At 71.0% G+C, this 19,890-nt stretch carries 9 protein-coding genes; all 9 read left to right on the top strand.

Going from position 1 to position 19,890, the window contains the following annotated elements; translation table 11 throughout:
* Positions 1-50 precede the first annotated feature (50 nt).
* The 9 genes from AC07OX_RS19035 (at position 51) to AC07OX_RS18995 (ending at position 19,885) form a co-directional block, all read left to right on the top strand.
* Entirely contained in the window at positions 51-1,274 is a 1,224-nt protein-coding gene (locus AC07OX_RS19035) for a substrate-binding domain-containing protein (RefSeq protein ID WP_495261550.1), read from the top strand.
* 222 nt (positions 1,275-1,496) lie between these two features.
* On the top strand, positions 1,497-2,717 hold the full coding sequence (locus AC07OX_RS19030; RefSeq protein WP_495261549.1) for a substrate-binding domain-containing protein: 1,221 nt from the start codon (positions 1,497-1,499) through the stop codon (positions 2,715-2,717).
* Between the two features lie 127 nt (positions 2,718-2,844).
* A complete protein-coding gene (locus tag AC07OX_RS19025; RefSeq protein ID WP_495261548.1) occupies positions 2,845-3,570 on the top strand; it encodes an STN domain-containing protein in 726 nt (241 codons plus the stop codon).
* Positions 3,567-4,115, top strand: coding sequence for an RNA polymerase sigma factor (locus tag AC07OX_RS19020; protein ID WP_493192360.1), 549 nt, complete (start codon positions 3,567-3,569; stop codon positions 4,113-4,115). The genes AC07OX_RS19025 and AC07OX_RS19020 overlap by 4 nt, the downstream gene beginning before the upstream one ends.
* A gap of 11 nt (positions 4,116-4,126) precedes the next feature.
* Positions 4,127-5,119 (top strand): FecR family protein, encoded by a 993-nt coding sequence (locus AC07OX_RS19015; protein WP_495261547.1) that lies wholly within the window; start codon positions 4,127-4,129, stop codon positions 5,117-5,119.
* A 68-nt stretch (positions 5,120-5,187) separates the two neighbouring features.
* Positions 5,188-5,529: a FecR/PupR family sigma factor regulator gene (locus tag AC07OX_RS19010; RefSeq protein WP_495261546.1), complete on the top strand. Its 342-nt coding sequence runs from the start codon at positions 5,188-5,190 to the stop codon at positions 5,527-5,529.
* Positions 5,520-18,491 (top strand): filamentous hemagglutinin family protein, encoded by a 12,972-nt coding sequence (locus AC07OX_RS19005; RefSeq protein WP_495261545.1) that lies wholly within the window; start codon positions 5,520-5,522, stop codon positions 18,489-18,491. Before AC07OX_RS19010 ends, AC07OX_RS19005 begins: the two co-directional genes overlap by 10 nt.
* A 126-nt stretch (positions 18,492-18,617) precedes the next feature.
* A complete protein-coding gene (locus AC07OX_RS19000) occupies positions 18,618-19,253 on the top strand; it encodes an RNA polymerase sigma factor (protein WP_447743973.1) in 636 nt (211 codons plus the stop codon).
* Positions 19,254-19,267: 14 nt separating this feature from the next.
* A complete protein-coding gene (locus AC07OX_RS18995; RefSeq protein ID WP_495261544.1) occupies positions 19,268-19,885 on the top strand; it encodes a transposase in 618 nt (205 codons plus the stop codon).
* Positions 19,886-19,890 lie beyond the last annotated feature (5 nt).

Genomic DNA, 19,890 nt, shown 5'->3' with positions numbered 1-19,890 from the left:
CTGCACAGGCGACACGAGTCAAATTTTCTGGTCCCTTCAAAGGAGTTTCCATGCGTGCAAAGTTCAAGTCGGTCGCCCTGTCGGCCGTGATGATGGCGGCCCTCGCGGCCGCCGGCGCCGCTTCCGCCCAGATCGCCGTCGGCGGTGGTGCGACCCTGCCCGAAGTGCTCTATGACGACATCCTGCCCAGCGGCGTCGGCTTCACCGACTTCAGCTACACCGGCACCGGCAGCGGCGCCGGCAAGACGGGCTTCGTCAGCAACAGCGCGACCGCCTTCCGCAACGAGTCCGTGAGTGGCACACCGGCCTGGGCCGCCGGTCAGTCGGTGCACTTCGCAGGCAGCGATTCCGCGCTGACCCAGGCGGAGTTCAACACCTATACCGCCAACGCCGCCGGTGCCACCGGCTGGGGCCCGATGATCCAGGTGCCCGCCGTGGCCACCTCGGTGCTCATCCCCTACAAGCGCGCCGGCATCGCCGACCTGAACCTGACCGACGCCAAGATGTGCGCCGTCTTCAGCAACAAGACCGGCGGCCAGACCTGGGGCCAGGTGCGCGGCACGGCCGACACGACGACCGTGAAGGTGGTCTACCGCACCGACAACAGCGGCACCACCGAGCTGCTGAGCCGCTACCTCGTGGCCGCCTGCCCGGGCGCCGGCTTCACGGTGTCGAACAACTTCGCCACGGTGGTGGGCGGTGCGCTCTCGCCGGCCAACGTGATCCCCTCGCACTGGGTCGGCGTTGCCGGCAGCAGCGGCGTGTCGGGCGCTTTCGGTACCGACGGTCGCGTGGGCTACCTCAGCCCCGAGCCGAACTACACGGGCGCGAGCAACGCGGTCGTCGCGAAGATCAACAACGTGCTGCCGGTCGCCAGCTCGATCCGCAACGCGCTCGCCAAGCAGGTGCTCCCGAACGGCCCGGCGGCCAACCCGCTGAGCTGGGTGCCCGCCTACGTGATGCCGGCCGCCGGCACCGAGTACCCGATCTTCGGCACCACCAACCTGCTGTTGAACCAGTGCTACAAGGACGTCACGATCCAGACCAAGGTCAAGAACCTGCTGACGGGCCTGACCGGCACGACCTACGACGCCAAGATCGAAACCGGCCCCAGCTCGCACAACTTCGTGGTGCTCCCGAACGGCACGTCGCCGGGCACGCCGCCGGCCGCCAACAACAACTGGAAGGCCGTCATCGCCGCCAACTTCCTGAACCCCGCCAGCTCGCTGAGCATCGGCTACGCCAGCGTCTGCAACGGCAAGGGCCGTCCGTAAGTTACTGATCGGTGCGGCCTGAGCGGGCCTTGCCCGTTCGCCGACCGGAGGCCCCGTGGAACGGTTGCGTTTTTGCGTGGCCGGGCCCCGGGGCTTTCTCCTGCCATGGGCTATCTGGGTGCCTTCGCTCCGATATGCCGGTCGTCCGCAAGCAACGCGTGCAGCCGTGGGCCTTTCCTGGCGCAACGGAAGGCACTTTCGAGACCTTTCATTGGAGTTTTCATGCATTCAAAGATCAAGTCGACCGTCCTCTCGGCCTTGATGGCGGCGGGCCTGCTGGCGACTGGCGTCACTTCCGCCCAGATCGTTGTAGGTGGCGGTTCGACTCTTGCCGAGTTGTTCTATGACGACCTGCTGCCTAGCGGCATCGGCCTCACCAATTTCAGTTACACCGGAACCGGCAGTGGCGCGGGCAAGACGGCCTTCATCAACAACAACGCGACCGCCTTCAAGAACGAGTCGGTATTCAACGGAGTCAACTGGCCCGGCACCCAGTCGGTGCACTTTGCCGGCAGTGATTCCGCGCTGAGCTCGGGCGAGCTGTCGACCTACAACACCAACGCCGCTGGTGCCACCGGTTGGGGCCCTCTGATCCAAGTGCCCGCGATAGGGACGTCGGTTTTCATTCCCTACAAGCGAGCCGGTATCAGCGACCTGAACCTGACGGACGCGAAGATGTGCGCCATCTTCCGTAACAGAGCAGGGGGCCAGACTTGGGGCCAAGTGCGCGGAACGGCCGACAACACAACGATCAAGGTGATCTACCGCACGGACCCCAGTGGCACCACCGAACTGTTGAGTCGCTACCTTGTGGCCGCCTGCCCGGATGGAGGTTTTGTTGTTTCCAACAGCTTTGCCACCATGGTGGGGGGCGCACTCTTTCCGCCGAATGTCATTCCCAACCATTGGATCGGTGTCACTGGGAGTGATGGTGTGGCAGCAGCCTTGGTTCTCGACGGCAGGATCGGCTATCAGAGCCCGGACCCGATGTATACCGATTCAAGCAACGCAGTCATTGCCAGGATCAACGGCCATCTGCCAGTCTCGAGCTCGATCCGCAACTCGCTGGCCAAGCAGAGGGTTCCGAAGGGCCCATTGGACAACCCATCGAACTGGTTGCCCGACTACGTAATGCCAGCCCCAGGCACCGAGTACCCCATCTTTGGAACGAGCAACCTGTTGCTGAACCAGTGCTATCAAGACGCTGCGATCCAGACCAAGGTGAGGAACCTGCTGACCGCGCTGACCGGCACAACCCACGACGCGAAGATTGCCGACCACAACTTCGTGGTACTGCCGGACGGCACTTTGTCGGGCACGCCCCCCGCAGGGAACAACAACTGGAAGAAAACCGTTTCCATGGTCTTTCTGAACCCCACCAGCTCACTGAGCATCGGCCACCCCAGCGTCTGCAACGGCAAGGGCCGTCCATTGAGCAACTGATCAATGGGTGTTGAGCCGCTGGATGTCATGCGTGCGTCACCGTCGATCACTACCGTGACCACGGCCTTCCGCAGTCCCGAGGGCGCGGAAGAACGAAGTCACCCAGGAGCCTGTGCGTCCCACCGGTATGAGAGCGAACGCGGCATCGGTCCGTGCCCTGGCACTGATCGGGTGCCTGGCCTGGGGCGTGGGCGTGCAGGCGCAGCAGCCACCCGAGCCGGAGGCTCGGACGGCATCGGCAGCGCGCCGGGCGTTCGACATCGCACCGCAGCGGCTGGGCGATGCGCTCGATGTCTACAGCCGGATGACCGGCCTGGACATCCTGATCGACGGCGAGCACGCGCAGCGGCGGTCGGGCGCGGTGCGCGGCACGCTGAGCGCGGCCGAGGCACTCGACGCGATGCTGGCCGGCACGGGCATGGAGGCGCGCCATGCGAATGCGGGCTCGGTGGTGATCCGCGAGGCCGCCGCAGGGCCGAAGGAGGCGGGCCTGTCGCCGGAAGCGGCGGGCCTGGAGGGGTCGGGTTTCAACGAAGGGGATGTCTTGCATCAAGCCTATGCCGCACAGGTCCAGCATGCCTTGCGTGGCGCCCTGTGCGATACGACGCAGACGCGGCCGGGCAGCTACCGCCTCGCGCTGCAGCTGCACCTGGACGCGCGCGGTGCGGTGGATCGCTTTCGCCTGCTGAGCACCACCGGCGAGCCCGACCGCGATGCCGCGGTGCGGTTCAAGGTGCAGCGGCTGTCGGTCGGCGCGCCGCCGCCGCCGTCGCTGCCGCAACCGCTCGTGGTGCTGCTGTTGCCGGAAGGGCCGGGCGCACGCACCGATTGCACGCCGCCGGTGGCGCCATGAGCGAGAGCCTGGCCTCCACGCTGCGCGCGCGCATGGTCGCGCGCTATGTCGAGCTGCGCGGCAAGCTCGAACGCATCGTCGGTTCGCGCGACGACGCGGCCGACGCCATGCAGGAAACCTGGCTGCGGCTCGCGGCCATGGGCGACGCGGGCACGGTGCACAACGCCGATGCCTACCTGCTGCGCATGGCGGCCAACATCGCGACCGACGGCTACCGCCGGGACAGCGTGCTGCTGGTGCGCGGCGAGATCGATGCACTGGTGCACCTGGTGGACGAAGCGGGCGACCCCGAGCGCATCGCCAGCGCGCGCAGCGACGTGCAGGCGCTGAGCGATGTGCTGGCGCGCATGCCGGCGCGGCGCCGCGAGATCCTCGTGGCCGCGCGGGTCGAGGGGCTGCTCAACAGCGAGATCGCGCTGCGCTTCGAGGTGTCGCTGAGCACCGTCGAGAAAGAACTGCGCGCGGCACTGGATTACTGCAAGAAGCATTTGCCGGACGTGGACGCGGTGCAGCGCGGCCATTTTTCCGGGCCGAGACACAACTGATGATGAGCGCCATGTCTTCCCCCGATACCGAAACGAGCATGCTGGAGCGCCAGGCGCGGGCCTGGTGGGAGCGCCTGCATTCGGGCCAGGCCACGCGCGCGGATGCCGATGCGTTCAAGCAGTGGGCCGCGTTGAGTGCCGCGCACGCGCAGGCGTGGCGCGAGCTGATGCGCGTGTGGTCCGCGCTCGATCCGCTGCTGGCCGAAGAAGCCGCACGACAGGCCGAAGCCGCACGCTCACGCACGCGGGCCTACCGCTTCTGGCCGGCGCTGTCGAACACGCTGCATTCGCCGGGGCGCCGTGCTTTCCTTGGCGGTGCGGTCGCGGCCTCGGTGACCGCGGGCGTGCTCGCGGTCGATCCGCCGCTGGGCCTGTGGCCGTCGGTCGGCGAGCTGACGGCCGACTACAGCACCGCGACCGGCGAGCAGCGGCAGGTGGCGCTGGGCGAGGGCGTGAGCGTGCGCATGAACACGCAGACGCAGATCAACCGCCTGCAAGGCGCGCGCGGACTGGCGCTGGTCGCCGGCGAAGCCGAGATCGCGACCGCCGGCGAGGCCGAACTGTTCGTCGAAGCCGGTGGCGGCCGGCTGCAGGCGCGCGGGGCGCGCTTCAACATCCGCCACACCGGGCCCGAGGTCTGCGTGACCTGCCTCGACGGCCGCGTGCTGGTGTCGGTGAACGGGCAGCAGCGTTCGGTCGAGGCGGGCCGGCAGGTGGTGTACGACCCCAGCGGGCTGCACGAGGTGGTGCGCGCCGACCTGGCGAACGTGAGCACCTGGGGCACGGGCGTGCTGTCGTTCGACGGCACGCCGCTGGCCGAGGTCATCGCGGAGATCAACCGCTACCGGCCGGGCCGGATCATCCTGCGCAACGAGGCGCTGGGCCGCGTGGCGGTGCGCATGCAGCTGTCGCTGCGCAGCATCGACAACGCGCTGGCGATGATCCGCGAGCTCTACGGCGCGAAGTTGCGCAGCCTGCCCGGCGGCATCGTGCTGCTGAGCTGAATTTCTGACGCATCGCGAGCAGCCCGCAAAAAGTTTACGGGTTGCATCGCGCAGGCTCGTCATGGGGTATGCAACCGACGCCTCATGACACCCGCCTGAGCGACGAAGCGCTGGCCTGGGTCGTGCGCCTGAACCGCCTGCATGGCAGCGAGGCCGAGGCGCAGGCGCTTGCGGGCTGGTGTGCACGCAGCGCGGCGCATGCGCGGGCCTGGCGCGACGCCTTCGCGCTGTGGCAGTTGCTGTTGCCCGCGGCCTGCCAGACCCGGCCGTTGCCTGCCCCTCGATTCCCGTCGATCGCCCGCGCGGCGAACGACATCCATGTGTCCGCGCGCCGTCCGGGTTCCCGGGCGGCGTTCGACCCCACCGTTTCTCCCTTCGCGCCGTTCCGCTTCCGCTCATCATGGTCCTGAATCCGCACGCCCATTCTTCGCGCCGACGCGCCGTTTCGACCGAGGGCGAGCTGCGCCTCACGCCGCTGGCGCGTGCGCTGACCGTGGCACTGGCCACCGCGGGTGCGCTGGGCGTGGCCCAGGCGCGGCAGGCGTTCAGCCCCGCCTGGTTCGCCGACAAGGGCGCGGCGCAGGCCGGCGCCGTCCAGAGCGGGCGCCTGCCGAACGGCATGCCGGCGTCGAGCCTCACGAACCCGGGGCTGCAACAGCAGCAGGCGAATGCGCAGTTGCAGCGTTCGATCAGCAACCTGAACCTCGCGGCACAGGCTATCGCGGCGCAGCAGGCCGCCCAGGCGGCGGCGCGCGAGGCCGCGCGCAACACACCGTCGTCGGTGCCCGACGGTCTCACCGAAGGCGGCCTCGCGGTCGACAAGAACAGCCTCACGGCCGGCTGGCACAACGCCAACAGGCCCGAGCAGACGCCGTCGGCCGACGGCCGCACGCACGTGGCGATCCAGCAGACCGGCGACCGTGCGGTGCTGAACTGGGAGACCTTCAACGTCGGTCGCAACACCACGGTCGAGTTCCGCCAGCAGGCCGACTGGGCCGCGCTCAACCGCGTGAACGACCCGAAGGCGCGGCCCTCGCAGATCCAGGGCCGGATCAAGGCCGACGGCACGGTGCTCATCGCCAACCGCAACGGTGTGGTGTTCAGCGGCACCAGCCAGACCGACACGCGCAACCTCGTGGCGGCCGCCGCGCACATCAGCGACGACCAGTTCAAGGCACGCGGCATCCACAGCGCCCGCGCGGGCGAAGGCTACGCGCCAAGCTTCACCGATGCACAGGGCGCGGTGAAGGTCGAGGCGGGCGCGCAGCTCACCACGCGCACACCGGCCTCGGTGACGCAGGGCGGCGGCTACGTGCTGCTGATGGGCAAGGAGGTGCACAACGCCGGCACCGTCACCACGCCGCGCGGGCAGGCGCAGCTTGCCGCGGGCGACTTCTTCATCGTGCGCCCGGGCCAGGGCACGGCCGAGAACACCTTCTCGACCACGCGCGGCAACGAGGTGGCGCCGCAGTTCCTGCCCGACAGCACAGCGGGGCAGGTGAGCAACACCGGCCTGCTGCGTGCGCCCGAGGGCGACATCACGCTGGCCGGGCGCAAGGTGGTGCAGGACGGCGTGGCGCTGGCCACGACCACGGTCGACACGCGCGGCACGATCCATCTGCTGGCATCGGCCGCCGATGCGAAGAGCAGTGTCACCGTCACCGGGCGCGCGCTCAACGCGGTGCTGCTCGACACGCAGGACGGCCGCACGGCGCTCGACAGCCAGCGCAGCGCACTCATCAACGAGTCGGCCAGGCAGGACGTGCTGCGCCGGGGCGCTGCATTGGGCGCGTTCGACAACCTCGCGCAGCTCAACGACCGGCGCGACCTGTCGCGCATCGAGATCGTCTCGGGCGGGGGCGTGCTGTTCGAAGGTGCTTCGACCACGCTCGCCACCGGCGGCCAGATCGCGGTGAGCGCGGGCCGCCAGGGCGGGCGCAGCACCGTGGCCGACGGTGCGCGGCTCGACGTATCGGGCGCTGTGGGCGTGCGCGTGGCCATGGCTTCGAACAACGTCGAGATCAACATCCAGGGCAACGAGCAGCGCGACGCGCCGGTCAACCGCGACACCACGATGCTCAACAACAGCAACGTGTGGATCGACCGGCGCAAGCTCACGCGCGTGGCCGCGGGCACCGGCGGCTACGACGGCGAGCGCTGGTACACGGCGGGCGGCCTGCTGGAGGTGGGCGGCTACCTGGGCCTGCAGGGCCACGGCATCGGCGAATGGGCGGCGCAGGGCGGCCACGTGGTCTTCACGGGCGCCGAGGTGGTGACGCAGGCGGGATCGAACATCAACCTCTCGGGCGGCACGCTGGACGTGCAGACCGGCGTCATCCGCCAGAGCTGGCTCAAGGGCCGCGACGGGCGGCTGTACGAGGCGTCGAGTGCGCCGGCCGACATCGTCTACACCGGCGTCTACAAGGGCTTCGAAGACGAACACAAGCGCTGGGGCGACAAGACCACGGGCTACTTCTACAACCCGCTGATCGGTCCGCAGCAGCGGCTCGAGAACGGCTACACGGTGGGCCGCGACGCGGGCCGCCTCGAAGTGGCGACGGGCGCGGCGGTGCTGCGCGGCGACATCACGGCCACCGCCTACCAGGGGCCGGGGCAGGGCACGAAAAGCGACGCCGCACTTGACGGCTACGCGCAGTCGCACGCTGCGGCGGCCCGCGCGGGCCAGCTCACGCTCGGCAACGACCAGATCGTCGGCTTCAACGACGACCCCGTGAAGGGCGCGGTGGGCATCTTCCGCCAGCTGGTGCCGACGCTCGATCGCATCGTGTTCGCAGACGGTGCGGCAGGCGCCGACACGGCCAGGCTCGGGGCCGGCGACCCGCTGCCCGCCGCCGACAAGGAGGCGCTGCGCCTGGACAGCCGGCAGCTCAGCGGCTTCGGCCTGGGCGCGCTCGTGGCCGTGGCCGGCAAGGAGATCGCGGTGGACGGCGCGCTGGGCGTGGCACCGGGCGGGCGCGTCGCGCTGCACGCGACGACGGTGGCGGTGCGCGGCGACCTGACGGCGCGCGGCGGCCAGATCATGTTGGGCAACGTGGTGCGCAGCGCCACCAACGTGGGGGGACCGGGCGAGGTCAGCGTGCCGCTGGCCGAGGGCACGCCGCCCGAGGCCATCGGCGTGCGTGTCGCGCCCGGCGTGACGCTCGATGCGCGCGGGCTGTGGAGCAACCTGCAGATGGACCCGTCGGGCAGCAGCGGCCTGCCGTACCTCGACGGCGGCGCGGTGCGCATCCGCACCACGGGCGCGATCGACCTGGCCGCAGGTTCGCTGATCGATGTTTCGTCGGGCGGCGCGGTGCTGGCCAACGGCAAGACGCGCGGCGGGCGCGGCGGCGATGTGGACCTGCTGGCGGACAGCCACGCCACGGTGGCGACCCACGGCCTGTTGCATGCGGATGGCGACATCCGGGGCTACGGCGTGAGCGGTGGCGGCACATTGCGGATGGCGTCGGGCACGGGGGTGGTGATCGGCGGCACTGTGCCGGGTGGCGATGGGCAACTGTCAGCCGGGCAGGCCGCGCCGACCGACTTGATCCTGCTGCAGGACTACCAGGTGCGCGCGGGCGACGTCCTGCCGGTTGACTACCACTACCAACGCACGCGAGCCTTACCCGGAGAAGCTCTGGGATCGCAGCCGCTCTTCGATGATGGTGCGAACGCCGTCACCATCGCGGCGGATTGGAGGCTGCCCCGACCGAATGGGCCGCGCGGAGGGTACTCAGTTACCGCCATCGTGAACGGCGAGTCAAGGGTCTTTCGTTCGAGGGGCGTCGAGGAAGGCGAGGAACCCGCGACAGTGCCTGCGGGCGCCAGGATTGTGGGAATTTCCAATGTCGTCGAATTTCCCATCATCTTTGTCGTTCCCGCTGCCGTCTTCCCGAATGGGCTGAGCGTCGCTGAACAAACGGCAACCGTCGTCGCAGGCCGGGTTGCGCCTGCCGATTTCATCATCGCGAACGGAACACAGGTAGCCGCGGGTACGCGCTTCCGTGAACCGGTGAGCACCCTCGCGAGCATCGCCATCGACAGCGGTATCTTCCAGTCGGGCTTCTCGCGCTACGACATAAACGGGCACCTCGGCCTGGTCGTGGCCGACGGCGCGAAGCTCGACGTGCGCATGCCGGTCTACCGCTTTGCGCCCGCCGTTGCAGGCGGCAGCGAGCCCGATCGCGCGCTGGCGCTGTGGATGCCGCCGCTGTGGACCGAAGACCCGGTGCGCGGTGTGCTCGCGCAGCGCGGCGGTGCGAGCCTGCAGTTGCATGCGGCTGTCGACAGTGGTGTTGCCACGGTGTCGCGGGCGCCGGTCGATGTGCGCCCGGGCGCGGAAATCACGGTCGATGCAGGCCAGTCCATCGGCCTGCGCGGCCGCGAGATCACGGTCGACGGCCTGCTGCGCGCGCCGGGCGGCACGATCAGCCTGGAGGGCAGCGGGTTGCCGGGCGAACCCGGCCAGCCCGGGTTGGTGTGGATCGGCGAGCGCGCCGTGCTCGACGTCTCGGCGCGGGCTGCGGTGGCGCACGACAACTTCGGTCGGGCCTACGGCCAGGTGCCCGATGGCGGCACGATCCGCATCGGTGGCGCATTCGATTGGGAGCAGGGCAGCAGGACCCGGGCACCCGAAGCCTTCGTCGTGGTTCGACCGGGCGCGCTGCTCGATGCGTCGGGCACGCGCGCGGACCTCGATCCCGGCGCGGGCGGGCCGCGCGGCATGACCTCGCCGGTGCCGGTGGCGAGCAATGGCGGCACCATCGTCCTCTCGTCGAGCCAGGGCCTCTACCTGGACGGCACGCTGCGTGCGGCGGCGGGCGGCGCGGGCGCTGCAGGTGGCACGCTGGCCGTTGCGCTCGAATCGGCGGTCTATCCGGGCGCGCTCACCACGGGCGAATTGCTGCGGCACCGCGAGATGGTGCTGGCCCAGACGCAAGGCGACAGCCCGCTCGCGACGGCGACCTCGCGGTTCGACGCACGACAACTTCTGCGCACAGGTACGGGCCGGATCGGCGTGGATCGCATCGAGGCCGGGGGCTTCGACAACCTGTCGCTGCTGGTTCACGGACCGTTGAGCTTCGACGGCAGCGTCACGCTGAACCTGGGACAAAGCCTGCGCTTCTACGCGGCGTCCTATGCCCACAGCGAGACGGCCGCAGCGGGTACATCGGTGTCGCTGAGCGCACCGTATGTGCGGCTTGCGGGTGTGCGCAGACCCCCCGCCCCCATCGAGATGCCGGAGGGCTCGGTCATGCCCGAAGCCGGCTGGGCACAAGGCCCCTCCACCCAGGCGGGCGATGGCACCTTCGCTGTCTCTGCCGACCTGATCGACGTGCGCGACCGGGTCGGCTTCGGCGCCCACGCCGACGTCAACCTGGGCACGGCACGCTACACGGTGGATCGGCGCGGCTTCGGCGACGTCGAGATCAGCAGCCGGGGCGACATCCGCCTGCTGGGCGGCGGCCAGAGCGAGGGGCTCTCGAGCGAGTCCACCACCGAGTTGTCGACCAGCGGCCGGATGACGCTGACTGCCGCGCAGGTTTATCCGGCGACAGGTGTTGGGGCCCAGATCCTGGCCGGCGTGATGCCACGAGACCCCGCCTCCGGCGAGGCGCCGCGCTTTGCCGAGGGCAGTGTGCTGGCGATCCGCCGCCAGGGCGATGGCGAGGTCGCGATGCCGTACGCGGCGTTCGGCAGCCTGAGGCTCGGCGCCGAGACCATCGAGCAGGGCGGTATCGTGCGCGCGCCGCTGGGGCGCCTGCTGCTGGGCTCCAACACCAACAGCGGTGAAGTGGCCGAGCGGGTGACGCTGCTCGCAGGCAGCGAAACCTCGGTGAGCGGTGCGGGTCTGCAGATGCCCTATGGCGGCACGGTCGACGGCCTGATCTATCGCTACGGCGGGCTGGCCGTGACACAGGACGCAGCGGGCGGCATGGTCGGTGCAGCCATCGTCGGGCGCGGCATCGGCTTCAACGCCCGCCATGTCGACGCGCAGGCCGGCTCGCTGCTCGACCTGTCCGGCGGCGGCACGCTGTCGGGCGCGGGCTTCACCACCGGCCGGGGCGGCTCGGTCGACGTGCTGGCCACGCCGCTCGCCAACGCGAACCCCTTCAACGCCTACAGCGACCGCCGCAGCGGCGTGTACGCCATCGTCCCCGGCAGCGCGGCCAGCTATGCGCCGGTGGCGCCCGAGGCGGGCTTCGGCACACCGGCGGTGGGGCAGCAGGTCACCCTTCCGGCCGGCGTGCCCGGCCTTCCGGCCGGGACCTACACGCTGATGCCCTCGACCTATGCGTTGCTGCCCGGCGCCTTCCGCGTGGAGATCGGCGCGGGCGACCGCATCGGCCTGGCGGGCGTGACCGGGGTGGGCAACGGCTCGTATGTCGCGCCCGGCTACCTGGGCGTGGCCCATACCGCGATCCGCGAGACGCTGCCGAACCGCCTGGTGCTCACGCCGGGCACGCAGGTGCGCGCGCATTCGAGCTACCGCGAGACCGACTACAACACGTTCATGCGCGCGGACGCGGCGCGCCAGGGTTTTGCGCGCGGCATGCTCACGGTCGACGCGAAGACGCTGGACGTCTTTCTGGCCAAGCCCACCGACACCGACACGAACCGCCTGGGTTTCACCTTCGACGGCCGGGTGCGCCTGGACGCGGCGCCCGGCACCGACGGCTTCGGCGGCACCGTGAACGTGCGCGGGCTGGGCGAGGTGCTGGCCGAAGGGCAGACTGCCGCCACCGGCCTGGCCGGTTCGTCGGTGCGGGCCGACGAACTCAGCAAGCTGCATGCACCACGGTTGGTGCTCAATGGAGGCATCTTCGTCGAGTACGGCCAGAAAGGACGACTGGCCACGATCGGCGGCGACGGCAGCCTGGTGGTGCGCAGCGGCGCGCGCCTGTCGGCGGGCGACATCGTGCTGGCGAGCAGTCCCGGCTTCGTGGGTGAGCAGCAGATCGTCATCGAGGAAGGCGCCTCGCTCAGCACCCTGGGCCAGAAGGCGTCGGGTTTCGACTCGAGCGCGGGCTATGTGTTCACGGGCATGTCGGTGCTGGCGCTGTCGAACGGCTGGTTGAACCTGCAATTGGGTACGCCGCCGGCCGATGTGCCGTATTCCGTCGGCCTCCATGTCGGCCAGTGCGTGACAGCCTCGTGCAGCGGCACCACGCAGCTGGTGTCCGAGGGCACGCTGGCCATCGCCACGAACGGTGCGCTGACGCTGGCCGACAACGTGTCCTACGGCACGCGCAACCTGTCGCTCGCGGTGGCGGCGGTCAACCTCGGCGAGGACGCCGCCATTGCGGCGGCAGGTGCCAACGGCCGCCTGCCGCTGGGCCTGGCGCTGAACCAGGCGCGGCTGGACCGCCTGCTGGCGGGCAACACGGCCATCGGCGCGCCGGCGCTCGAGACTTTGATCTTCAACGCGCGCGACGCCGTGAACATCTTCGGCGCCGTGAAGCTCGACGCCAGCGGCCTCGACCGGCTGGTGTTCGGCACGCCGGCGATCCACGGCTACGGCGCGGCGGGCGACGTGGCCGCGATCCGGGCGGGCGAGTTCGTCTGGTCCGGCTCCGACGCCGTGCCCGGCGCGGCCATGGCCGACCTGCTGGGTGCGGGCACGCTCGACATCGGCGCCCGCACCATCGTGCTGGGCCACGGCCCGTATGCACAGCCCAGCGGCCAGGCCACCGATGCGCGCCTTGCGCTGGGCTTTGCCGACGTGAAGCTGAACGCCAGCGAGCGTGTCACTTCGAGCGGTCGCGGCACGCTCGCGGTGCACCAGCGCCAGGGCGCCTACACGCCGGGCGAGGGCTATGCCTACGAAGGCGGCAACCTCGCGGTGGTGGCGCCGGTGCTCACGGGGCAGGCGGCCTCGACGATGCGGATCACCGCGGGCGGCGACATCACCGTGGCCGTGCCCGAAGGCGTGGCGCCCGGCACGAGCGACGCGCTGGGCGCGACACTGGAACTCAGGGGGAAGCGCGTCGGGCTGGAGGGCAGCATCGTGCTGCCCTCCGGCCGGCTGGTGCTGGCGGCGACCGACAACGTCACGCTCGGCACGGCCTCGCGCATCGACCTGTCGGGTCGCACCGTGACGCTGTTCGAGGTGGCGAAGGACAGCGCCGGCGGCGAGCTGCTGATGACCAGCGCGGCCGGCCACATCACGCAGGCGACGGGCGGCCTCATCGATGTGTCGGCGCGCCGCCAGCGCGGCGGCACGATCGAGGCCGTGGCGCTGGGCGAGGGCGCCGGCCATGTCGCGCTGGACGGCGCGCTGCGCGGCGCCACCAGCGGCAGCTACGACGCGGGCGGCACGCTGGTGCCCTACGACGCGGGCGAGCTGACCGTGCGCGCCCGGACCCTGTCCGACTTTGCGGGCCTGAACCAGCGGCTCAACGACGGCGGCCTGTTCGGCGCGCGGCGCTTCCAGATCAAGCAGGGCGACCTCGTGGTGGGCGACGGCGTGAAGGCGCGCGAGGTGTCCATTGCGCTGGACGGCGGCAGCCTGCGCGTGGACGGGCGCATCGACGCGAGCGGCGTGCAGGTCGGCACCATCCGGTTGGCCGCGGCGGGCGACCTGCGCGTGAACGGCACGCTGGACGCGCACGGCACCGGCCTGCGCGTGGACAGCGCGGGCCGCATCATCGACAGCCCGAACCGCGCCGTGGTCGACCTCACGAGCCGCGACGGCACGCTCACGCTGGGCAGCGGCGCACGCATCGACCTGCGCGCCGGCACCGACGTGCCGGTGGGCACCCGCGCCGGGCAGAACGACGGCCGCGCGCGCGGCACGCTCGACCTCAATGCGCCGCGCCTCGGCGCGGACGACGTGGCCGTGGCGGTCGAGGGCACGCCGGTCATCACGGGCGCGAAGACCGTCGCAGTGAATGCCTTCCGCACCTACGACGACGCGCCGCTGGCGCCGACGCCCGACGTGACGGGCCACAGGCCCCAACTGATCACGCAGAAATTCCTCGACGAGATCGACGGCCACAGCGTCGCCTTCATCGACAAGGCGCTGGTCAATGCCTCGCTGTCGGCACGCCTCGCAGGCCTGGGCAGCTACCACCTGCGCCCGGGCGTGGAGATCGTGAGCGACCGGCTGAACAACCCGAACGGCGACCTCACGGTGGACGGCGACCTCGACCTCTCGGGCTACCGCTACGGCCCCGCGGCCCACCGCGGCGATCCGGCGCGGCGCGGCTTCGGCGAGCCCGGCAAGCTGGTGATCCGCGCGGCCGGCGCACTCAACGTGCACGGCAGCATCAACGACGGCTTCGCGCCGCCGCCGGCCACGCCGGACGACGTGGGCTGGATGCTCGCCGAAGGGCGCTACGCCGGCGGCGCCGTCATCGTGCCCATCGACGGCGTGACGCTCGACACCGGCACCCGCTTTCCCGCGGGCGCCACCCTCAACTACAGCGTGGCCGTGAACCCCACCACGCTCCCCGCCGGCACCGTGCTGCCCGTGGACGCGGTGCTGCAAGCGCCGTGGAGCCTGCCGGCCGGCACCGTGGTCGCGGCCAACATCTACCGCCCCGACGGTTCGCTGGCCCATGCCGCCGGCTCGGTGCTGGCCACGGCCGTGACGCTGCCGTCCGAGACGCGACTGGGCGCCGGCACCGCGCTGCGCTCGCCGGCCTCGGTGGGCGCGCTGACCTGGCCCAAGGGCGTGGAGCTGCCGGTGGAGATGACCATGGCCGGCCCGCTGCAGCTCGCGCGCGGCGCGCTGATTCCGTCGAACACCTTGCTGGAGCTGCCCGGCAACACGCCGGTGCAGCTGCGGCCCACGGTCGATGGCGTGCAGGGGCGCAACTGGGCGATCGCCCCGATGCTGGGTGAAGGCGCCACCTCGTGGGACCTGCAGCTGGTGGCGGGTGCCGACCTCGGCGCGGCCGACCGCCGGGCGACGCGGCCGGATTCGCGCGCGGCATTGCAGCTGGCCGACGCGCACAGCGTGTTGAAGTTCACGATCGAAATGGGCCCCGGCAACGGTCCGCCGGTGTGGGCGCCGGGCAACTGGCTGGGTCGCCCGCCCGGCACACCGGTCGATCCCGAGGACCTGTGGTGGTGCGACATCGGCGCCGGCCTCTGCGTGCCCGGCGGTGGCCAGGAACGGGCTGTCGGCGCGCCGAACACGCCCGCCTTCAGCGTGCTGCGCACCGGCACCGGCGACCTCGAACTGCTGGCAGCCGGCGACCTGCGGGTGCGTTCGCCCTTCGGCGTGTACACCGCCGGCACGGCCACCGCGACCGAGGCGGGCCACAACCGCCCGCGCGGCACCAACGCCGACGGCCTGCTGGGGCCGCAGTCGCCGCTGACCGACTACAACGGCGCGCTCTCGGCCTACCGTGCGTGGTACCCCGACCAGGGCGGCAACCTGCTGATCGCGGCGGGCGGCGACCTCGTGGGTCACATCGTCTCCGATGAACGCTCGAGCGTGCTGGCCGGCAACTGGCTCTGGCGGCAAGGCTCGGGCACGGCGGGCATCGACAGCCCGATCCCGAGCGCATGGTGGATCAACTTCGGCGCCTACGTCGGCGGCATCCCGGTGCCCGGCACGTTCACCCCGCCGACGCTGGCCGGCTTCACAGGTTTCGGCACGCTGGGCGGCGGCAACCTGAGCGTGCGCGTGGGCGGTGATGCGGGGGCCATTGCACCGCGCACGCCGCAGCCACTGGTGAACTCGCAGGACAGGCCCAGCAGCGGCGGGCTCGTGCTCGCCGTGGCGAGCACCGGCCGCGTCGGCGCGGATGGTGCCCTGACCCTCACGGGCGGCGGCGACATCGACATGCGCGTGGCCGGCGCCCTGAACCCGCACCGCGCGCTCAACGGGGCCGCGGAGAACCTCGTGCTGACCGGCGCCATCGCCAACCTGCGCGGCAGCACTGACGTGCGCGCGGCGTCGATCGGCAGCCTGGGCCTGCAGTACCTGTCGAGCAATTTCAACCTGAGCGACCCGATCGACACGCGTGCCATCGATCCCTTCAACCCGACCTTTGCCGACGCGCGCGGCGGCATCAACCTGCTGCCGGGCGACGCAACGATGCGCCTGAGCACGCGCGGGGACCTGGTGCTCGGCGCCGCGGCCGACCCCGGGCGCGTTCCGACGCCGAACACCTCGGCCTTCAGCGTCGGCGGCACCGGCTACGACGGAGGCGGGCAGGGCTGGTTCAGCCTGTGGAGCGACCGCAGCGCGATCGACCTGCTGTCGGCGGGTGGGCACCTGACGCCCGTGATGGCACGCCGGGACAGCGCCGACTTGACACTGAAGACGACTTCACCCGACGCATGGATCGTCTATCCGGGTATCTTTCACGCCGTCGCGTTGACGGGGAACATCTACGCCGGCTACGCGGCGCTGCCGCAAACACGCTACACCCCCGACACACTGGGCTACGGGCTGACCCTAGCGCCTTCCGCGCGCGGCGAATTCGAGATGCTGTCGGGCGGGTCGATCTACGCGGGCCGTCTCGCCATGGGCATGTCGGGCACCGGCACGCCGCTGCCGACGCCGTTCAATCCCGCATTCGTTGGACTTTTCGAAGACCAGTTCATCCGCGAAATTCGTGTCTCCAACGTCTCGCCCATGAGTCCGACGATGCTCACTGGGGGATTCAACAGGACTTCGCTGTTTGCCTTCGGCCCGAACACGGCAGCGCAGCCGCTGGCCCGCGACGTGGCAGCACCGCCCGTTCGCTTCTATGCGGCCAGCGGTGACATTGTCGGCCTGCGCACTGGCGAAACCCTGACCCTGCCCGACGGCAGCGCGACCTGGTACCAGGCCGCCGGCCCGGTCTGGATCAAGGCCGGCCGGGACATCGTCAACACTGGCGATGCGCCGGGCACGTTCTGGGGGGAGGTTCCGACCGAGCTCCCGAACATGCGTTCGCGCGGCAACCTCATCGTCCACCAGCAGCCCACCGACGTCTCGGTGATCTCCGCGGGCCGCGACATCCTCTACGCCAACGTCGACATCGCCGGCCCCGGCACGCTCGAAGTCTCGGCGGGCCGGCACCTGCGACAGGAAGACCGCGGCGGCATCACCTCGATCGGCCCCATCGTGCCCGGCGACACGCGGCCCGGCGCCTCGGTGGCGCTCATGGCCGGCGTGGGCGCGCAAGCGGCGACGCAGGGGCTGGACATGGTGCCGGTCCGCGCGCGCTACCTCGACCCCTCGAACCGCGCCGAAACCGGCATGCCGCTGGCGCAGCAGCCGGGCAAGGCCGCGAAGACCTACGAGGCCGAACTGGCCGCGTGGCTGAAGGCGCGCTACGGCTTCGACGCCGGCACCACCGCGCAGGCGCTCGCGTACTTCGACGCACTGGCCCCGGCGCAGCAGCGCATCTTCCTGCGCGAGGTGTACTACGCCGAGCTGCGCGAAGGCGGGCGCGAGTACAACGACGCGGACGGTCCGCGCCAGGGCAGCTACCTGCGCGGGCGCGAGATGATCGCCACGCTGTTCCCGATGCGCGCAGCGCTCGACGGCGACATCACCATGTTCGGCGGCTCGGGCGTGCGCACGCAGTTCGGCGGCGACATCGACATGCTCGCGCCGGGCGGCAGCATCATCCTGGGCGTGCAGGGCGCGGTGCCGCCAGCCACCTCGGGCGTGCTGACGCAGGGGCAAGGCAACATCCGCTTCTTCAGCGAGGGCAGCCTGCTGCTCGGGCTGTCGCGCATCATGACCACCTTCGGCGGCAGCATCCTCGCGTGGTCGGAGAAGGGCGACATCAACGCCGGGCGCGGCGCCAAGACCACGGTCGTGTTCACGCCGCCCAAGCGCGTGTACGACAACGTCGGCAACGTCGAGGTGTCACCGCAGGCCCCGAGTTCCGGCGCGGGCATCGCGACGCTGGCGCCCATCGCCGAAGTGCCGCCGGGCGACGTCGACCTGATCGCGCCGCTGGGCACCATCGACGCGGGCGAGGCGGGCATCCGCGTGTCGGGCAACGTCAACGTGGCCGCGCTGCAGGTGGTAAACGCCGCCAACATCCAGGTCAAGGGCGAATCGGCCGGCCTGCCGGTGGTGGCCTCGGTGAACGTGGGCGCGCTGACCAACGCCAGCGCCGCGGCCTCGCAGGCCAGCATGGCGGCGCAGGACGTGATGCAGCGCGAACGCGCGGCGGCGCGCCAGGCGCTGCCGTCGGTGTTCACGGTGCGCGTGCTGGGCTTCGGCAACGAGCCGGTCAGTGGAACCGGAAGCAACGGTGCACAGGCGCCGGCCGACAGCGCCAAGGCCGCCACGACCGCCGCCAGCTACAACCCGCGCAGCGTGATCCGCGTGCTCGGCGGCGGTGGCAGCCTGCCGCCGGCGATGAGCCGGCAACTGACGGACGAGGAGCGCGCCAACCTGCAACGCTGAACGCCCCGTCAAGCCCGCGCCCCGGCCGACGGGCGCCCGTGTTCCTTCCCTTGTTGTCCCAGGCCTGGCCGCTGCCGCCACCGGAGAGTCCGGGGGCGGCGCGGCGGGCGCTCAGCGAAACCGACCATGACTCCCCATCCTCACGCCTTGCGACGCGCCCCGGACCGGTTCTCCTCGATGCGGCCTTCGGTCTGGCGCCTGATCGACGACCGGGTTGCGCTGCCTGCGCTGCGCCCGGCCCCACGGCCGGTGGCGGCGCCGACGCCGGGCGTGCAGCTGCAGCAGCACCTCGTGGCACAGTACGCGCCGCTGCAACGGCGCCTCGAACGGCAGCTCGGCTGCGCGGACCTCGCCAGCGAATGCCTGCACGAGGCCTGGCTGCGGCTGGGCGAATGCACGCTGCAGGAGGTACCTGCGAACCCCGACGCCTACGTGTACCGCGTGGCGTCCAACCTCGCGATGGACCGCATCCGCGCACGCAAGCGCTGGCAGGGCGTGAGCGCGGAGGGCGCCGACCTCGAGGCGATGGCCGACCCGCGCCCCGGTCCGGCGCAGATCGCGCAGGCCCGCTCGGACGTCGCCGCCGTCGACCGCGCCATGGCGCGCCTGCCGCAACGCCACCGCTCGGTGCTGCTGGCGCTGCGCTGGCACGAGATGTCGCGCCAGGAGGTGGCCCGGCGCCAGGGCACGACGGCGCGGCGGGTCGACACCACGCTGCGGCAGGCGCTGGCCGAATTGCGCCGCGACGGCGCGGCAACGTGAAGGGAGCGAACGAGATGAAGTGGATGTCGCCGTTGCGGGTCACCATGCAGGAGCTCGATGCCCGGCTCTCGAAGATCGTCGAGCGCGCGCGCGAAGGCCCCGTTGCGGTCAACCGCTACGGCTCGCCCTGGGTCTGGATCGTGAGCCACCAGGCCTGGGTGCAGGCCGACAACCTGCGCGCGCTGGTGCCGCAGAGCCACCCGCTGGTGGCGCTGCGCGACCAGGTGGAAGACACGCTGCGCTGCGAACGCACGCTGCTGGCCGAGCTGGAGCGCCAGCACGGCGGCACGGTCGATGCCGCGACGCTGTTCAAGAGCCTGATGCTGCAGATCATCTATTCGCTCGAAGATGCGCAGAAGGTGCACGAGAGCCTGGCCTACAACATGCTCTTTCGCTGGTTCGTGGGCTTCGAGCGGTTTGCCGACGAGCTGCCCGCGCGCGCTGCCTTTGCGCGCGAGCTCGAAGCCTTCGGCGGCGATCCGCGTGCGGTGCGCGTGGTGACGCGGGCGCTGTCGGGCGCCTTCCTGCCGGAGTCGGGCGACGGCGATTTCCGCGTCAACCGCGGGCTGCTGCATGCGCTGTCGAACTGGGCCTCGGCGCCGGATGCGCGCCCGCGCGAAACGGCGCCCTGAGCGCC

It is taken from the genome of Variovorax sp. GW821-FHT09D07 (assembly GCF_059416345.1).
The sequence above is the reverse complement of the archived record's forward strand: the minus strand, read 5'-3'. Positions and strand labels throughout refer to the sequence as shown.